Genomic DNA, 16,778 nt, shown 5'->3' on the forward strand with positions numbered 1-16,778 from the left:
TGGCTTAAAAATATGATATAAAAAATAATTTAATCTCTCGCTAAAGAATAAAGAAGGAGTGAAATTAATTTAGATATTTTTTAACGTAATCCTCTAGTGTGCTTTCATCTACAGCACCAACTATTTGATCTACTACTTGTCCATTAACAAAAATTAAAGTTGTAGGTATATTCATTACACCATATTTATCAGCAGTCTTAGGATTCTCGTCAACATTTAATCTTCCAAAAACTATCTTATCCTTGTATTTTTCAGCTATTTTATTGTATATTGGTTCGTATATGTGACATGGCGCGCACCAAGGTGCCCAACAATCAATAAACACTACTTTATTCTTAGTTATAATTTCATCTATGTTACTGTCAGTTATAGTTACTGTTACTTCTTCTTTCTTTATTATTTTTTCTGCTTTTTCTTCTAGTCTTTTAGCTATTTCCCTTACTAAAGTATCAATTTCACTCAAGTTTATCCACTATGTATACTTTCTTTAACCTCTTATAAAACGCTACCTTTGAGTTAACATAATTTAAAAGCTCCTCCTCTAATCCAGCCCTTTTCTCTTTCACAATAACTTTTGCAACAGGTTGCTGACCTAATTGACCTGCATCTTCTCCGATAACTTTTGCATCTATTACGGAAGGATGAGTTTTCAGTATTTCTTCCAGGTCTCTAGGGAAGATAGGATAACCTTTATACTTTAACATCCTTTTCTTCACACCTCTAAAGTATAATAGACCTTTTTCATCCATGCTCATTAAATCTCCAGTCTTTAACCAACCATCAGAGAATACTTTTGCTGTTTCATTAGGGTCTTTATATCCTAACATAAGCCAAGGAGCTTTAACCCAAAGTTCGCCTACCTCACCAATTTTTGCCTCTTTACCGTCATCTTTAACTAGTTTTATCTCAACCTCTGGCAAAGGTTTTCCTACGCTAATAACGTCAGCATATTCTAAGGGTTGAAAAGTTAATACAAATCCTTCAGTAAAACCGTATTGTTGGACTATCTTTTTACTATATTTATTGAAAAATGTGTTAACGGTGTTTGGGAATAGAGGTGCAGCAGTACTAACACATAATTCTAAGCTTGATAAATTCCCTGAAACTGTATTTAGTGAGTCATAAACCATTGGAACTGTTGAAAGATAGTTTATTGAGTACTTTTCAATTATTGATACAGTTGACTGGGGATCAAACTTTTTCATTACATACATACTTCCTCCAGCCTCTAAAGTTACACCTAAAACGCTATTACCCAGGACATGAGCAATTGGTACTGTGAGGATGCTTCTTACTTCTTTTAATTTTGTAGCCCTATAAAGTGATAAGGCATTAAGTTCCATTCTTTTAGCACTGTGAAGTACTTGCATTGTTCTACCAGCTATTCCAGCATAATAATAGATTAAAGCAACTTCATCTTCTCTATATTCATAAGGAGGTGAGTATACATTTTTTCTAGGTATATTAACAAACGTCTTGTAGTCTTTTAGAACATTTTTTTCTCTTTCGTAAATTTCTGAATCAGTAAAGACAATATCTGGGTTAGAGTCCTCTAATATAAACTTTAAATCTTCGGCAGAAGTTAAGGGGTCTACAGCAACAATTTTTGCTCCAGCCCATAAAATAGCTAGATATGAAAGTATGGATTCTATTGAATTGAACATTATGTGGACTACTGTACTGCCAGGGGAAATATTAGAGGCTATACTGCTTATTTCTTTTGACGCTTGTTCATAGGTCAAGCTTTTATCTTCGCTTATTAAAAAAGTTTTATTAGGATATTTTTTACTCCACTCAAATACTAACTTAGCTAAACTCATAAGCCTCTGATAAATGAAGTGTTTAGCATGATAAAAATTATTGGTCTCTCGAGAATTCATATTACACTTATTGATTTAGATGGAAAATACGGTAGGATTGATGGAGGAGTTGGGGTAGCATTAAAATATCCAAGAATTATAATTAGGACTGGTAATTGCAATAAAGCAAACTTAAACTTACCTTTTGAAATACCAGATTATTGCATAGAAGAAGATTTTGAAGAACATATAGGTTTAGGGCATACTACACAATTTCTTCTTTCTTTAGCAAAATTAGGAGCGGAATATAATTTAAAAAATATAGATGTAGTAGAATTAGCAAAACTTGTTAAACGTGGAGGCACTTCTGGGATAGGTGTTTATGCGTTTAAATACGGTGGGTTTATAGTTGATGGTGGACATTCTAAGAAGATAAAAAAAGAAGTGTTACCATCAGATTATGCTAAAGTTGATCCTCCACCTTTAATTGCAAGGTATAAATTTCCGTGGTATATTTATGTTAATGTTCCTAAAGGTGGACGTAAAATATTTGGAAAAGATGAACTTGAAGCTTTTAAAAATGCTAAAGTTGAAGGGATTGATACCTTAACTAGAATTGTTTTCTTAAAATTAATTCCAGCTGTAATAGAAAATGATCTCGAAGAGGCATTAGAAGCTATTGGACTCATACAGAATTTAGGGTTTAAGAAAATCGAAGTTAGTCTTCAGACAGATGAAGTGAAGTATTTAATGAAGAGACTTTATGCTAAAGGATTTTATTCCGGAATTTCTTCATTTGGTCCAGCTATTTATACTTTTGTGAGAAGTAAAAGAGAAGGAGAAGAATTAGTATCCACTTTTGGTGGTTTTGTAACTGAAGCAAACAATGAGGGGGCAAAAGTACTATGGCTGAAAGATTAGAGTATGACGAATTTGTTATTGATGATTTAAAGAAAATTTATGGTAGCTATCTTAATGAATTTCTAAGATCAATTCTAATTCCTAATAGCAGACTGTATATTAGAGTAAATACAATAAAGACTTCAGTTGAAAAGGTCTTAAAGGAGCTAAATTTTCTTCAAATGGATGAAGATTTTGAAGAAGCTTTATACATTAGATTAAAAGGTCCTAATAAGGTTGTTGAGCACGACACAAAGGTTATAGTAGATAAAAAGACTGCAGAAAGTGTTATGATGGGTGCTAATGTTTACAAACCTGGAGTAAAGAAAATTGTAGGTCACGGAAAAGAGGTCAGTGTGATAAGTGAAAACGGAGTAATAGTTGCTGAAGGAGAGATAGTTAATCAAGGGAATTTAATAGTTAAGGTCACGAATCCTCTATATTATGCACCACCGTTAGCTGACTTAGATTTAGTTAAGGAGGGATATGTAATTCTTCAAGGTAAAGCGTCTATGTATGTTGCTCATTTACTAGATCCTAAGCCTAATGAAATAATAATTGATATGACTGCTTTTCCTGGAGGAAAATTGACCCATATATATCAACTAGAACCTAAAAGTAAAGTAATTGGATTTGATCATACAAAGAAAAAAGTTGAAGAATTAAGGGAGAAAGTTAGAAAAATGCACATGAATATTGAAGTTTATTTAGCAGATTCCAGATATCTTTATGAAGATTATGGTATAAGAGATGTTGATAAAGTAATTATTGACCCTCCTTGTTCCGCTTTAGGTATAAGGCCAAAGGTTTATGATAAAAAGACAAAAGAGGATATTCTTAACTTTTATTATTATCAAAAACAATTTATTAACTCTGCATATAAAATATTGAAAAAAGGTGGGACTTTAGTTTACTCTACATGTACCGTTACTTCATGGGAAAATGAGAAAGTAATTGAAGATGAGAGATTTGAAATTGAGGAGATTGTAAGATTTCATCCGCATGTTCATGATTTAACAGGGTTTTTTATAGCCAAATTAGTTAAGAAAAAGTGATGCCGCTTGAAGAATATTTAGGTAAAAAGCCCAGGATAGCTGAAAGAGTATATATTCATCCTACTGCATACGTAATAGGTGATGTTGCAATAGGCGAGTTTTCAAGTCTCTGGCATTATGTTGTAGTAAGAGGCGATAATGATTCTATTGAAATTGGTAAGGAAACGAATGTACAAGAAAGTACTACTATTCACACTGACCCTGGGTATAAAGTGATAATAGGTGATAGGGTAACTATTGGACATAATGCAATAATTCATGGCGCTAAAGTTTCTTCCAATGTGATAATAGGTATGGGAGCGATCCTTTTAAATGGCTCAGAAGTAGGGGAGTATTCAATCATAGGTGCTGGCGCAGTAGTGACTCAAGGCAGTAAAATTCCGCCATATAGCATAGCTGTTGGCGTACCAGCTAAGGTAATAAGGAAAGTGACTGAAGAAGAGATAAAATTAATTTCTGAGAATGCTGAAGAATATTTAAAGCACGTAAGGAGGTTTTTAAAAATTGAATAGAGATCTAAAGGCATTTAGGTGGTTTATTAAAACCCAGTTATTAAAGGATCCCTTTAATCCAGCTTATGCGACATTTAAAGTTACCTCTAGATGCAATCTTCATTGTACTTTTTGTTCACCAGAGTACTATTCTGGCAAGCTTGGTGAGGCAAGTACTGAAACAGTTAAAAAGATAATTGATAATTTAAGGAACTCTTCAATAGTGGTATTATCTTTTGAAGGAGGAGAACCTACAATAAGAAATGATATCTTAGAACTCTTAAGATATGCTCATGATGGTTCATTCTATGTGATGTTAACTACTAATGGGTATAGGCTGAATGACGAAGATTTCCTTGTTAAACTAGCAGATAGCATTGATTTTCTCCATTATTCAATAGACGAATATCATTGGAATGTCAAAGCTTTAGATAATTTGTGCAAGTTTAGGCAATATGGCCTCAAGGTTAATGTACAGACAGTAGTTACGAGATATAATTTGCATAAGCTAGAGGAAAAAGTGAAAAAAGTTAAGGAATGTAAATATAAAATCGTAATACTTCCAGCAATTGACTACCCGGAATCTAAAGTCAAACTAGCTCCAGACCCTTATGAATTGTATAAAGTAATGTCGGATTTGAAAAGGAAATATGGGCCTACAATAAATAACTCGTGGGGCTTCATTAATGCTTTAATTGGTAAAGTTTCAACAAAGAGAGTAGTAAGCTATGCTATTTCAGTTTATCCAAATGGAGATTTACCTTATCCAGATGATATAAATGGAAAAATAGTAGGGAATTTGTCAAAGGAGAAGTTAGAGGAGATATTAAAGAAACCTATAGTTAAGGAATTGCAGAGATATATGCTTAACAACCAAGCAAAATTTGAATATCTACATTTACAGACTGCGTCATTTAATAGCGTTAAAGATCTAGCGGAATATATTTATGAAATGATAAAATGGAGATTTTTAGGAAAAGCTTAACCGAATACTTTTTTATAAACTTCTTGTAAATCTTCTGTTATTAAATGCGTGTATATTTGAGTTGTTCTTATATCCTTATGCCCTAATAGTTTTTGCACTACTGGTAGTGGCATTCCTTTTCTTATAGCTTGAGTAGCGAATGTATGTCTTAATATATGTGGTCTTAGATCTATTCCAATTTTTTTACCTAACCTTTTAAGTTTTCGATATAGCGCATGATAACTCATATTGAATAAGAGATCAGTATCTTTAAGATTCTTGATATATTTAGCTAACATTTTCGCTGTATCTTCTGTGAAAAATACAATTCTCTCTTCACCATTCTTAGTATTTCTTACAATTATGTATCTTTTTTCAATGCTAATATCAGATTTTTTAATAGAAAGTAATTCCTTAGAACGCAATCCAGTATCTAACATAAGATGTATAAGTAATTTGTCTTTTAATCTTCTAAGATTTTCATCTATTTTTTTGATATCTTCTTCTGATAAAGCTCTAATTTCCCTCCTTCTTACTCTAGGTAAAGTTGGCTTTATATCGATTCCTAGCCATTTTAAAAACCTGAGAACAGCTATTATGTAATGTCTTGCTGTTACAGCTTTTTTTCTTCTTTTTTCAATATCGTTATCATTTTTACTCTTTGTGTTTCTGCTTAAAATATTCATTATCCATTTATTTAGATCTTGAGCTGTTGTGTACCTAGGATCTTTCTTTATAAAATCTAGGAAATCACGAATTGCAATTGAATACAATCTAATAGTGTTATCTGATGCACCAGCAATTGTAAGAGCAGTTATAAAGTCATTGAAAGGATCAATTATTATATCTGGTTTTCCTAATTGTAACTTCACGTAAGGATAATTATTTCAGTAGCTATTATTAAGGAGATAGAGTGATACTCGTAGTTATTCTATTAGAATATAGAAAAATTTTTCCAATAGCAAAACTACTTATACCCCTTTTCTACATAATATTTTTTAGGGTACTCAGGGACCTAATGAAAGGAATGATGATCCCCCTGACCCCCCAGGTCCCTGGGTACTTACAAGTAATATAAAAATCCCATTTTTCCATTTCTAATTAAATAATATTTTTCTATGAATCTTTTCATTAACTGTCTAATTTTAGATACTTTAACAATTTCAGTTGAACCTCCCCATAGTCTATCTGATCTAATATGTATTCCTTCTCTCCCAGTATCAATAATTGTTATAAAAATAGGTTTAAAAGGCTTCTTTGTTTTTCCCAGAATATAATTCCCAACATAAATTCCACTACGCATAGCAAGTTCTCCTAATTTAGGAAAACCACTAATGAGATCACCTATTATAAACGAGTTTTCATATTGTAGATATTCATTCACCTTAAAAAAATTAAAAGGATAAGATGGTTTGCATGATGGTAGGATATCTTCAGCTTTTTCAGTATATTTTATTCCGTATTTTTCAGTATATTTTAAAATTGTAGAGCTTATTTTATCTCCTAAATAATCCATGTATCTCCCATTATATTTAACTTCTTTTCCCAATTTTCTTAAATAAAAAGCAATTTGAATTGCTAAATAATCATTAAATGGGTCTTCAGAAGAGATTGAGACTTTATCTTTTCTCACAATTGTATTTATTGTGTTTATTATCTCATTTTTATCACATCCAGCAGCTACAATTAAATTATCAACATTATATTCATTTTTTGTTGTCTTGACCCATTTTGACTTTAGATCATATTCAATAACTTTCTCTTCTTTTATAAAATTAAGCTTTTTCGAAAATTTTCCACCAAAAAATAAACTTCTTAAATATGCAGTATAAAATATGAAAGTAGAATTATCAGATACTAGTTCAGCATCTTTTATAACGTGAAATGCATTTAGTCCAGCGTATCCGGTCCCTATTATTAAAGTTTTCATAGGTAGAATAAATTAAATTTGGTAAAAATAAACAGTTATTTGTGAGGATTAAGCTAGCATATTCTAGGGAAGAAGAACTAAAACCGCTAATTCCATTATTACGAGGTGAAATAAATAATAGGGGATATGAATTTGTTGTAGAGAAGATAAAGGAGGACGAAATAAAATTCAATATTAATAAGTACGATTTGCTCTTTATTCCCTTACCGGTATTAGCTATAACGAAAGATGTAAAAGTTTTATCTAATGGTAGTATGTTAGTTAACGGACTCTATATAAAGAAGATTAAAAAAGATGAAAAACAAATAAAACTTCTAGTTAATGGAACCAATTCAACAGAATTTTATTTAGCTAAGATATTTCTGAATAACGAGAATATAGTACCTTCATTTGGTGATTATAATGCGATAATAAGTTATGATGAAGGGGATATAAATCTATATGAAAAATGGAAAGAATCTTGTGGCAATATTCCAATAATTATATCTATCTTAGGAAGTCAAAAGCTAGGAGAAGAAGATCTTCTAAAGTTAAAAGTAATAATACGTGAGTCAGCATCTCTAATAGTAAATAAAGGTGAAATACCAGCAATGTCAAAGGAACTAGGATTAAAAGGGAGAGAAGCTTTAGAATGCTTCTTTAAACTTTGTAAAGAAAAAGGTATATGTGGCGAAGTTAAAATCTCTTTACTCTAATTTTTCTTGATATTTTAATCATTTTTATTACAGTAGGAATCGCTATCGCTAATTCAATTGGATATGGTATTTTTAGTATGAATAGAGAAAAGGAAATCAATAGCAAAGTAATTTGTAAGTATACGGCCTTCATATGTTTATTTGCATTAGTAGTAATTTAACGTGAGTTGATATAATTCCTCATATTACTTCTACTCAACTTTAATAAGTATTTTCAGCTTACTGAGTATATTTTAATTTAATCCTACTAATGTAATGATTCCTCATATACTTTCGGTTTTTGATATTAATTTACCAAAGGATGTTAACTTTTGGTTCTTAACTCATGAAGATGTTATACAAATTTATTCTGATGCATTAAAGACACCAGAAATTAAGATAAAAAACGATATAGACGTTAAGGGTCATTGGTTACTTAAGAAAGGTTCTAACGTTATTAGAGTAGAGGATGGGGAAAACGAAATAGTATATTCTAATCAGTCGGCATATGATTTTATTCTAGTGGGAGAAGATATATATACCGTAGAGAAAAAAGGGAAGAATTTCGTATTTAATGGAAGTAAATTTTTAAATTATAAACATAAGTATTCTTTTTATGTCCTAGACAATAAGTCTAATACAGTAGTTATTACAAATGGTAAATTAATAGAGTTAAACAAAGCAATAAAATATAGGATAAATCCTAATTTTATAAATCTAATTTATGATGAATATTCATTAATTATAGACAATTTCGGAAATAAAAAAGAGATTAAGAAACCATCTTTTTATTTGGGAAAGACAAGTTTAGGATATATATATCAAACATTAGCTGGTAAAATAACCATGGAAAGCGAATATGACTTATTAGGGATATGTTCTTCCGATGCTTATCTTATAGGTGAATCTACTTCTGGAATAATGATAGCTTGTGGAGATAAAGTAAAAGTATATTTTAGGGGTGGATGGTCATACCTATCATCCATATCTAACATAAATGCTAGCTTTGCAAATTATAATTATGTAATAATCACTGATAATTTAACTACAGTTTACAATGGTGAACTTAAGAAATTATATGATTTACAAAATGTTCACAGTATAGTTGCGGATAGAAAAAATATTTATGTAATATCTAATTCAAGAAGAATTTATATATTAGATCAAACTGAGAAAGAGCCGATAGAAATTCTAAGTTCTTATAATTCGTTAGAGAATTCAGCAATTATAAAGGTTAATAAAAAATATTTAGGTGAGATAAAGAACGATAATAAAATAATTAAAATAGCAGAAAGAGAAGAAGGAGATAATGTTCTGTTATTCATAGAGCCATATAGGCTAACTTCTGTGATTTCTTCAATATCGATTGAGAATGAATTATTCAAATATAGTCAGAATATAAATATAAATTCTGATAAACCTGAAATTAAACTTGTTGAGGGCTATATTGTTAAGGCCGTAGGTGGAAGAATTAAAGGCAATACTGATTTTTATAATAGTATAATTAAATTAAAGATAAAATATAATATACCAAGTAGAATTAAAAAGATATTAAGGCTAAAAATAGAAGGAAAAGAGTATACATTCGAAATAGAAAATACCAATGGAGAAATCTCTATAAATATTCCGTATGTAAAGTTTGATTCTAATGAGGAGATTATTACTTTATCGATAGAAAGAAATGGGTTTATTGAATTAATGAATGAGTATGTCTTACCAATTAAACAAGTAGAAGAAAATCCTCAGTATGTATCAAAAGAAATAATTGAAAATGCAAGTAGAAAAATTTTACAAATAAGTGAAAAAGATGCGTTTGAGTGGATAAGGACTTTTGAATATCCATCTATTTATGATAATGTTATAATCGCAAAAGAAGGGAGCGAAATAAACATAGAAGGAATAAACATAAAGGTTAAAGGGGGAAAACAAATTATCTCCATTAATAAAGATAATTATAAAAAGGAGTACATAATTTATGGATTATCATATCCTATTAAAGAAATATATGGAAATATAATAGGTAATGATTTATTTATAAAAATAAAATATTTGTACAATCTTCCTACTACCATAATTTATGGAACTCAGATACAGACAAGTACTTCTGGTGACTTCGTTTTTAGATTAGATCCTACCTATTCAAATATTTATGTAAGAGTTTATTATTCTAATGATATAAAGTGGGAAAAAACCTATATGATAGAAAATATTTTAGAGAAATCAATAATTAATGCATTTTATATAGCGAATAAGCTGAAGGAAGAGCTGGGAAATTATGGGATTATGTGATATTTTCACTTAACTCACTGTTATATTTTTAACCACTATTTATCATGTCTGAGACTTTAACAGAATATTATGTTGGACCGGTTAAAATAAAGATAATTAAAGATGAAAGTGGAATATGTAAATATATAGTTGAGGAACCTTCGCTCACTAAATATGAAGAAAATATAAAGAATAATATTCTATCTGATTTATTGTATATTAATACTAAAAACCTAGAAGATGAAGTTATAAATAGATTAAAAGAAAAAGGTTTTAAAGATGAATCCATAGAAAAGATATTATATCACATTAAGAAAAGTATGTTATATGATATAATTACTCCACTGATGCTAGATCAACAGATTGAAGAAATAGAATGTAAAGGATACGGATATCCCATAACAGTTGTTCATAGAGACTTCTCTGAATGCATTAGATTATATACAAATATTATTCCACAGAATGACGAAGAAGTAGTAAAAGTCATTGAAAAATTAGCAAATAAAGCTAATAAAAGTATAAATATCGCTAAACCTTACGTAGAATTTTCTCTACCAGATGGGGATAGAGTAGCAGCAACTCTAAATAATGAAATTTCCTTGCCTGGCTCTACATTCGATATTAGAAAATTCCCTTCTAAACCATTAAGCATTATAAATATGGTAGACAACGGAATGCTAAATGAAATAATAGCTTCCTATTTATGGTTTTTAATAGAATATAAACCCTTTATAATGATTTTAGGGCCTACTGGTTCAGGGAAAACAACTCTTCTTACTGCATTGTTAAACTTAATTAACCCTAACTATAAGATATTAACAATTGAAGATACACCAGAAATAAATATTGTAAGTGATAATTGGGTAAGGTTTATAAGTAGATCTACTTTAGCAAGCGATTATGATGTTACTTTAAATGATTTAGCAAAGCTAGCGTTAAGATATAGGCCAGATTATTTAGTAGTGGGAGAAGTAAGAGGGAAAGAAATCGAAGCTTTAATACATGCTTCTGCATCTGGACACGGTTCCTTAACTACATTTCATGGGTCTAGACCAATAGATGCAGTAACAAGGATAACTGATTTGCTATCTACCGATTTATCAAAACTCTTTTTGCAAACTATATGGTCTTTCGTGGTCGTAAGTAGAAGAAAGGAAGGAAGAAAGAGTGTAAGGAGTATTATATCAATTTATGAGACTAATATTGATAAAGGAAAAATAAAATTCAAAAAAATTATAGAATGGTCTTTTAATAAGGGTCAGTTTATACCTAATGATGTTAATTCTCTAATTAAGAAATCTTATAGACTTAAATGGATAGGTAAAACATACGGTTTGTCGCAAGATGAAATCAAAGAAGAATTGAGTAATAGAATTGAATTTCTTAAAAAACTTAGGAATGATAGAGTAGTTGATTTTTATGAGGTATCTAATAAAATTAGGAAATATTATGATGAGGTGATTAGAAATGCAAAAAGTCTTATTTTATCATAAGTTAAGGAAAATTTATCCTTGTATTTTATTTAATTCTAACATAAAATCTAACTTAGAGTATTATGGAGGAGATATTGAGGAACTATGTAAAAAATACAACTTCTTGCTAAAAATTTTTCTCTCTTTAATATCTTTAATTACATTACTTGCAATACTAAAAATTAAAATATTATTATTTCTAGATATTCCACTAGCACTATTAACTTACTTTTATCCATTATTATATTCATGGTCAAAGAAGGAAGAATTTAAGAAATTGATTAATTTGGAAGCACCATTCATTTCAATAGTTGCATATGTAAATTCAATAGTTGATAAAAGTTTAGTTTATACTATGAAGGAACTTTCAGAAATTAAAGAATTAAAAACTCCTAAAATAGAGTTTCAATTATTAGACAAGATGATGAAGTATATGGGTTTTTCGACGATAAATGCCATAGAGAAAAGGGCAGAAATTCATAGTGGAGATCTATTGGGGAAGCTTTACAATAACTATATTGCGGCAATAAATCTAGGAATAACTGTAAGAGATAGACTAAGAGATGTATTAAAGGATATTTTATTTGATTTGAAAGAATCTTATAAAGGATACGTAGAAAAGTCAGCTGAATTAGCTGAGGTAGAATTTGCTGTTCTCCTTTTATTGCCTATAGTATTAATAGGATTTGCTTTCACATTCAAAGTCTCCATAATAGAATTACTATTTCCACTAGTATTTATTCCGCCATTACTTTTCGTTATAACGACTTTGCAGCCGGGTATTAATTATGAAATTAAATATGGCAAAATCTTGTACGGTTTAGTGTTAATTCCATTAATTCTTATTTTGCAAGTTAATGTAACGTATAAAATAGTTTCTATTCTAACGATATTATTGATACTTAGCTATTTTACTTATCAGCAAGTCTCATTAGCAAATGAATTAGAAAAATCATTACCAATAATACTTAAGGAATTATCTGTGTATTTACGAATCGGATATACAGTTCAAAATGCTCTTCCAAAGATTAGGATGAACTCCAAAAGAGTTAATAAAGTTTTAAATGATGTAATAAAAAATCCTGAAGATATATCAACTCCCTCTAAACTTTTCAATATGACAATGAAATTATTATTCTTGTTATCTAAAACCGGATCATCTTCTAATGCGTTAGAAGAATTAGGAAATGCTATTGCTGAGATTCTTTATTCTAAAGAATCCTTAATGAAGCAGTTAAGACTTTATGATGCCTTAGTATTTTTAACTCCTATAATGTTATGGTTATCCTTTACTACCTTAAACAAGATAATAAATAGTATTATACCAGAAATCGATATTATAGCATTGTATACCGTAGGCTCTGCTTTATTGCTCTCAAAACTATCAAGGTTTACAATATTGTATTTTCCCACAATGGTTATGATAACAGTAATTTTAATTATACTTTCGTTTATCCCACCCGTCTTTTTATAAATTATAAAAATACGAGAAAAATGAAATACGCAAAAGGGATATCCTCAATACTAGGAACTGTTATAGTATTAGCAATAACAATAGCCTTAGGTACACTCTTATATGCCTATGCAAACGGAATGTTTGGAAACCTAACTCAAAATGTAAATGTAAATGCCCAAGCAGAAATAATAGTAAATCCCTCAACAAACCAATCTTATTTACAATATTCCTTAACTAATGACGGTAATATACAAGTAACAATAACTGAGATCTTAATTAACGGAAATTCTACACCATTAAATTCTGGGAATATAATACTTAACCCTGGTCAAACATATCAAAATGTGACAAAAATTCAATCTGGGATTAACATACAACCAGGTTCTTATTATACGGTAATATTCTTAGGTAAAACAGCTACTGGTAAACCTTTCTCTATTTCACTAAACGTTCTAGCTTCTGAAACTGAGTGATTAAAATGAAAGGGATTTCATCTATTTTTTCTTCTCTCATAGTAACTATAATAACTCTTTCACTAGCTGTTCCTTTATTCCTTTATTTTAATTCTCTATATAATTTCAATTCTGGCATAATAGGTCATAATTTTAACAAATTGAATAACGCTATAACTACTCAATTATCTGTTATACAAATGGGAGATACAACTAGTAAAGTTTATCTTTATAATTATGGTAAAACTACTATATCTATTAATTTAATAATATTAAATAATAAGGAGTATAATATCTATATAACTATTAAGCCTAATGAGTTAATCTCTTTAAGTAAAATTATAAATTCTAATATAACTATAACTAATGCAACACTAGTCATAGAAGCTAATGGGAACTATTACTATTACGAGCTTTAAGTTAAGGAAGTTTCTTTTTTAACGTTAAGTTCAATTTGCATTCCCTTTTCAAGCGCTTCAAGTATTTCTTCACCTTTAGGTGTAAGTCTATAAACTTTATGTGATCCTTTAGAATAAATTGTCTCTATTAGTCCTAAATCTTCTAAAACGTGAAATAATGCAAGAACCTCATATCTAGGTAAGCCAGTGTAAATAACTACTTCTCCAGGGTTAACGTGGCCTTCTTTAATTGCCTCTAATATCAATTTAATCTCATACATCATGTTAGAAGTTTGTTTCTAAACCTTTTTAAGGTAAATAGCCCATATAGGAAGTGTGCACTCCAAAAGAGATTTTAGATAGACTCTCTAAGACTTACTCTATAAATCCTATAGATTTTGTAGCATATGATGTATGTGCAAGGACAAAGGACGTTTTCAAGACTTTTGTAGCAACGATTCTTTCGCAAAATTCTACTGATAGAGCTACGTATATTGCATATAATAACTTAGAAAGAGAGATTGGAATATCAGTTAATTCAATTTTATCTCTGTCAGATGATAAGTTAAGGAGTTTAATAAGAAATGTAGGATTGGCTAATTCTAAAGCTCGATATATCAAAAATGTAGCGTTATTTTTTAAAGAACATAAAAATGATATATATAGTTTATCTTGTGAAGAATTACGAAAGATATTCACTTCGATTGAAGGTGTTGGTGAAAAAACAGCTGATGTCGTATTAGTTAATTGCTTTAAGTGTAGAGTTTTCCCAATAGATACACATATAAGGAGAGTTGTCACTAGGTTGGGAATTTTAGGTTCTAATCCAAAGTATAATGATATCTCTAAGTTTTTCACCTCAAATTTAGATTCTGAGCAGCTTTTACAAGTTCATCAATTACTAATTGTTCACGGAAGAAAAACTTGTACTGCCAGAAAACCTTTATGTGAAAGTTGTGTTTTAAATTATTGTTGTGGTTACTTCAATAGAATGGGTAAGAGTTAAAGATTTAATACCTCATGAAGATATTATCCCATTTATAGTAGAGCAAAATATCGTAAATATAAAGAAAAGAAGAAAAGTAATTCCTATTATTGTTGATGATGAAACTAATTTAATACTTGATGGTCATCATAGGTATTATGCATTTCTTAAACTTGGAATAAATAAAATTCCTGTATATTATGTAAAATATAAAAGTAATCAAATTATAGTTAATTCGTGGTATCGTTTAGTTTGCCCAAGTATACATATTTCATTTAATACGGAGGGAAAATTCTGTGTCTCTTATCATGATAGAAAAATCTTATGTGAGAATTCACTTTATAGACTTTATTGGAAACAACATTTCTTTGAGCAACAATTGACTAGACTAGGTTTTAAGATTATAAAAAACGAGAATAAAGGACTTTATATTCCTTCACTACCTAAGGATTATATAATAAGTATTGCTACAAAGGGATTAAGATTTCCTCCTAAATCAACAAGGCATGAATATAAATTTTATATAGCTAAAGAAGAGATTGGAATTAATGAATATTAGTTGGATAATTCAGTTTTTAATATTTCTTTACCCTACGTTATTTGTTATTTATCAGTTATTTTTATATAAATTATCATTTAATAATAATTACTCTTTTGAAGATATAAAGATAAAGGATTATCCTTTCCTATCTATAATAGTTCCTACTAAAGGAGAAAAAATATCAGTCATTGAAGGATTGTTAAATAATATTTCAGAATTAGAATGGGATAAAAACAAAATGGAAGTAATCATAGTTTCTGATGATACAGAAGATTATTTTAATGAAATATTGAAAAAAATAAGGATACCCAGTGGTTTACATGTTTTTCTATATAGAAGGGAGAAAAAACTAGGTTATAAAAGCGGAGCCCTTCTCTACGGATATGAGAAATCTAAAGGTGATTTAATATTAACTATTGATGTTGATTCAAGACTTCCTAAAGATGCTTTAATTAAATCATATTATAGAATGCTTGTAAATAATTGTGATGCAGTAGCTCTTCAATGGGTAGGTTATTCGGAAAACACATATTCAAAATTGGCAAAAGGGATAATGGCTTCCACTTTTTTTGCAAGTAAGGCATTATTTGAGGGAAAAGAAAAGATAAATTTAAGTGTATTTCCAGTGGGCAGTGGTACTCTATTTAAAAGAAAAACTTTAGAAGCAGTGGGAGGATGGGATTACAATATGATTCAAGATGATTTAGAAATAGGTGCAAGATTAATAAATAAGAATAAAAAGATATGCTCTTCTGGTGTTCCAATATATATTGAAGTGCCTGATAATTTCTTTTCTTTCTTTATTCAGCAAACTAGATGGGCCATGGGAACTGGCGAAGTAATAAGAAATAGAATAAAATATATTTTAACAGCTAAAGTAAGTTTTATAAAGAAAATTGATATGTTAATTCATTTACTTCAATATACTCCGATTATATTTACTTTTTTAGGTTCATTGTTGTTGCTTTTTTCAGTCATGATTGCAAAGCATGATTTGCTAGCATCTCCTCTTTTCTTATTTTGGGGATTTGTACTAGGAGTGTATGCTTACATAATTTATGAAGTTGCGTTAAAATTAGGTTTTAGTAGGAAAGATGCATTATTTTCTTTAGGTCGTGTTTCGGGTTTTACGGTTGCAATTTCTCCTTTCATTTTTTATTATTTTCTAAAAGGTTTACTTAGCAAAAAGAAAACTTATATTGTTACACCAAAGGGAGGAAGCAAAGTTAATACGCAATATAAGATAATTCTTGTTATTGGAATTTTTGGGATTATTTATACTTTATCGGCTATAATATATTTCCTTAATCATTATTACTTTACTGCATTTTGGTTACTCTATTATGCTGTAGGATTTTTATACGCTTTAATAACTTTTAACAGGGAATTATGA

General features: G+C 29.4%; 18 protein-coding genes. 13 read left to right on the top strand and 5 right to left on the bottom strand.

Annotated elements, in window-relative coordinates:
- Positions 1-64 precede the first annotated feature (64 nt).
- Positions 65-463 carry a thioredoxin gene (gene trxA, locus ACAM25_RS11890; protein ID WP_369609923.1) on the bottom strand — a complete coding sequence of 133 codons (399 nt, stop codon included), beginning with the start codon at positions 461-463 and terminating at the stop codon, positions 65-67.
- Positions 456-1,820: a class I adenylate-forming enzyme family protein gene (locus ACAM25_RS11895; RefSeq protein ID WP_369609924.1), complete on the bottom strand. Its 1,365-nt coding sequence runs from the start codon at positions 1,818-1,820 to the stop codon at positions 456-458. Before ACAM25_RS11895 ends, trxA begins: the two co-directional genes overlap by 8 nt.
- A 27-nt stretch (positions 1,821-1,847) precedes the next feature.
- Between ACAM25_RS11895 and ACAM25_RS11900 the strand changes: the two genes are divergently transcribed.
- The 4 genes from ACAM25_RS11900 to ACAM25_RS11915 are packed head-to-tail and all read left to right on the top strand — an operon-like array spanning position 1,848 to position 5,230.
- Positions 1,848-2,720 carry a beta-ribofuranosylaminobenzene 5'-phosphate synthase family protein gene (locus ACAM25_RS11900; protein WP_369609925.1) on the top strand — a complete coding sequence of 291 codons (873 nt, stop codon included), beginning with the start codon at positions 1,848-1,850 and terminating at the stop codon, positions 2,718-2,720.
- Positions 2,705-3,754 (top strand): methyltransferase domain-containing protein, encoded by a 1,050-nt coding sequence (locus ACAM25_RS11905; RefSeq protein ID WP_369609926.1) that lies wholly within the window; start codon positions 2,705-2,707, stop codon positions 3,752-3,754. The genes ACAM25_RS11900 and ACAM25_RS11905 overlap by 16 nt, the downstream gene beginning before the upstream one ends.
- Entirely contained in the window at positions 3,754-4,266 is a 513-nt protein-coding gene (locus ACAM25_RS11910) for a gamma carbonic anhydrase family protein (protein WP_369609927.1), read from the top strand. Before ACAM25_RS11905 ends, ACAM25_RS11910 begins: the two co-directional genes overlap by 1 nt.
- Entirely contained in the window at positions 4,259-5,230 is a 972-nt protein-coding gene (locus tag ACAM25_RS11915) for a radical SAM/SPASM domain-containing protein (RefSeq protein WP_369609928.1), read from the top strand. The genes ACAM25_RS11910 and ACAM25_RS11915 overlap by 8 nt, the downstream gene beginning before the upstream one ends.
- On the opposite strand, the gene xerA is transcribed toward ACAM25_RS11915, so the two are convergent.
- A complete protein-coding gene (gene xerA / locus ACAM25_RS11920; RefSeq protein WP_369609929.1) occupies positions 5,227-6,081 on the bottom strand; it encodes a site-specific tyrosine recombinase/integron integrase in 855 nt (284 codons plus the stop codon). The two genes, ACAM25_RS11915 and xerA, sit on opposite strands and share 4 nt — an antisense overlap.
- 191 nt (positions 6,082-6,272) lie before the next feature.
- Complete coding sequence (locus ACAM25_RS11925) at positions 6,273-7,139, bottom strand: hypothetical protein (protein ID WP_369609930.1); 867 nt, start codon at positions 7,137-7,139, stop codon at positions 6,273-6,275.
- A 41-nt stretch (positions 7,140-7,180) separates the two neighbouring features.
- Here ACAM25_RS11925 and ACAM25_RS11930 point away from each other — a divergent pair, with 41 nt between their 5' ends.
- The 6 genes from ACAM25_RS11930 to upsB all read left to right on the top strand — a co-directional run bounded on the left by ACAM25_RS11930 (position 7,181) and on the right by upsB (position 13,880).
- Positions 7,181-7,834, top strand: a complete 654-nt coding sequence (locus tag ACAM25_RS11930) for a hypothetical protein (protein WP_369609931.1) — start codon at positions 7,181-7,183, stop codon at positions 7,832-7,834.
- Positions 7,835-8,089: 255 nt separating this feature from the next.
- Positions 8,090-10,102 carry a protein UpsX gene (upsX, locus tag ACAM25_RS11935; protein ID WP_369609932.1) on the top strand — a complete coding sequence of 671 codons (2,013 nt, stop codon included), beginning with the start codon at positions 8,090-8,092 and terminating at the stop codon, positions 10,100-10,102.
- A 44-nt stretch (positions 10,103-10,146) separates the two neighbouring features.
- Positions 10,147-11,574, top strand: coding sequence for a type II/IV secretion system ATPase subunit (locus ACAM25_RS11940; RefSeq protein ID WP_369609933.1), 1,428 nt, complete (start codon positions 10,147-10,149; stop codon positions 11,572-11,574).
- Positions 11,549-13,027 carry a membrane pilin protein UpsF gene (upsF, locus tag ACAM25_RS11945; RefSeq protein ID WP_369609934.1) on the top strand — a complete coding sequence of 493 codons (1,479 nt, stop codon included), beginning with the start codon at positions 11,549-11,551 and terminating at the stop codon, positions 13,025-13,027. The genes ACAM25_RS11940 and upsF overlap by 26 nt, the downstream gene beginning before the upstream one ends.
- Before the next feature lie 20 nt (positions 13,028-13,047).
- The gene (gene upsA / locus ACAM25_RS11950; RefSeq protein WP_369609935.1) at positions 13,048-13,482 is read left to right on the top strand and encodes a pilin subunit UpsA; all 435 of its coding nucleotides are present in this window, start codon (positions 13,048-13,050) and stop codon (positions 13,480-13,482) included.
- A 5-nt stretch (positions 13,483-13,487) separates the two neighbouring features.
- On the top strand, positions 13,488-13,880 hold the full coding sequence (upsB, locus tag ACAM25_RS11955; protein ID WP_369609936.1) for a pilin subunit UpsB: 393 nt from the start codon (positions 13,488-13,490) through the stop codon (positions 13,878-13,880).
- Here upsB and ACAM25_RS11960 read toward each other — a convergent pair.
- The gene (locus ACAM25_RS11960; RefSeq protein ID WP_369611679.1) at positions 13,877-14,140 is read right to left on the bottom strand and encodes a winged helix-turn-helix domain-containing protein; all 264 of its coding nucleotides are present in this window, start codon (positions 14,138-14,140) and stop codon (positions 13,877-13,879) included. The genes upsB and ACAM25_RS11960 overlap by 4 nt on opposite strands.
- A 53-nt stretch (positions 14,141-14,193) precedes the next feature.
- Here ACAM25_RS11960 and nth point away from each other — a divergent pair, with 53 nt between their 5' ends.
- Genes nth through ACAM25_RS11975 form a run of 3 tightly spaced genes read left to right on the top strand, consistent with a single transcriptional unit; the run spans position 14,194 to position 16,778 of the window.
- A complete protein-coding gene (nth, locus tag ACAM25_RS11965) occupies positions 14,194-14,865 on the top strand; it encodes an endonuclease III (RefSeq protein ID WP_369609937.1) in 672 nt (223 codons plus the stop codon).
- Positions 14,834-15,403, top strand: coding sequence for a ParB N-terminal domain-containing protein (locus tag ACAM25_RS11970; protein WP_369609938.1), 570 nt, complete (start codon positions 14,834-14,836; stop codon positions 15,401-15,403). Before nth ends, ACAM25_RS11970 begins: the two co-directional genes overlap by 32 nt.
- A complete protein-coding gene (locus ACAM25_RS11975) occupies positions 15,393-16,778 on the top strand; it encodes a glycosyltransferase family 2 protein (protein ID WP_369609939.1) in 1,386 nt (461 codons plus the stop codon). Before ACAM25_RS11970 ends, ACAM25_RS11975 begins: the two co-directional genes overlap by 11 nt.

Source organism: Sulfurisphaera javensis, from assembly GCF_041154675.1.
Classification (GTDB): Archaea; Thermoproteota; Thermoprotei_A; order Sulfolobales; family Sulfolobaceae; genus Sulfurisphaera; species Sulfurisphaera javensis.

Excerpts from the sequence above, each read along its gene's own strand:
- ACAM25_RS11895 (WP_369609924.1), bottom strand. The coding sequence starts at position 1,820 with ATGAGTTTAGCTAAGTTAGTATTTGAGTGGAGTAAAAAATATCCTAAT.
- ACAM25_RS11900 (WP_369609925.1), top strand. The coding sequence starts at position 1,848 with ATGATAAAAATTATTGGTCTCTCGAGAATTCATATTACACTTATTGAT.
- ACAM25_RS11905 (WP_369609926.1), top strand. The coding sequence starts at position 2,705 with ATGGCTGAAAGATTAGAGTATGACGAATTTGTTATTGATGATTTAAAG.
- ACAM25_RS11910 (WP_369609927.1), top strand. The coding sequence starts at position 3,754 with ATGCCGCTTGAAGAATATTTAGGTAAAAAGCCCAGGATAGCTGAAAGA.
- ACAM25_RS11925 (WP_369609930.1), bottom strand. The coding sequence starts at position 7,139 with ATGAAAACTTTAATAATAGGGACCGGATACGCTGGACTAAATGCATTT.
- upsX (WP_369609932.1), top strand. The coding sequence starts at position 8,090 with ATGATTCCTCATATACTTTCGGTTTTTGATATTAATTTACCAAAGGAT.
- ACAM25_RS11940 (WP_369609933.1), top strand. The coding sequence starts at position 10,147 with ATGTCTGAGACTTTAACAGAATATTATGTTGGACCGGTTAAAATAAAG.
- upsF (WP_369609934.1), top strand. The coding sequence starts at position 11,549 with ATGCAAAAAGTCTTATTTTATCATAAGTTAAGGAAAATTTATCCTTGT.
- upsA (WP_369609935.1), top strand. The coding sequence starts at position 13,048 with ATGAAATACGCAAAAGGGATATCCTCAATACTAGGAACTGTTATAGTA.
- upsB (WP_369609936.1), top strand. The coding sequence starts at position 13,488 with ATGAAAGGGATTTCATCTATTTTTTCTTCTCTCATAGTAACTATAATA.
- ACAM25_RS11960 (WP_369611679.1), bottom strand. The coding sequence starts at position 14,140 with ATGTATGAGATTAAATTGATATTAGAGGCAATTAAAGAAGGCCACGTT.
- ACAM25_RS11975 (WP_369609939.1), top strand. The coding sequence starts at position 15,393 with ATGAATATTAGTTGGATAATTCAGTTTTTAATATTTCTTTACCCTACG.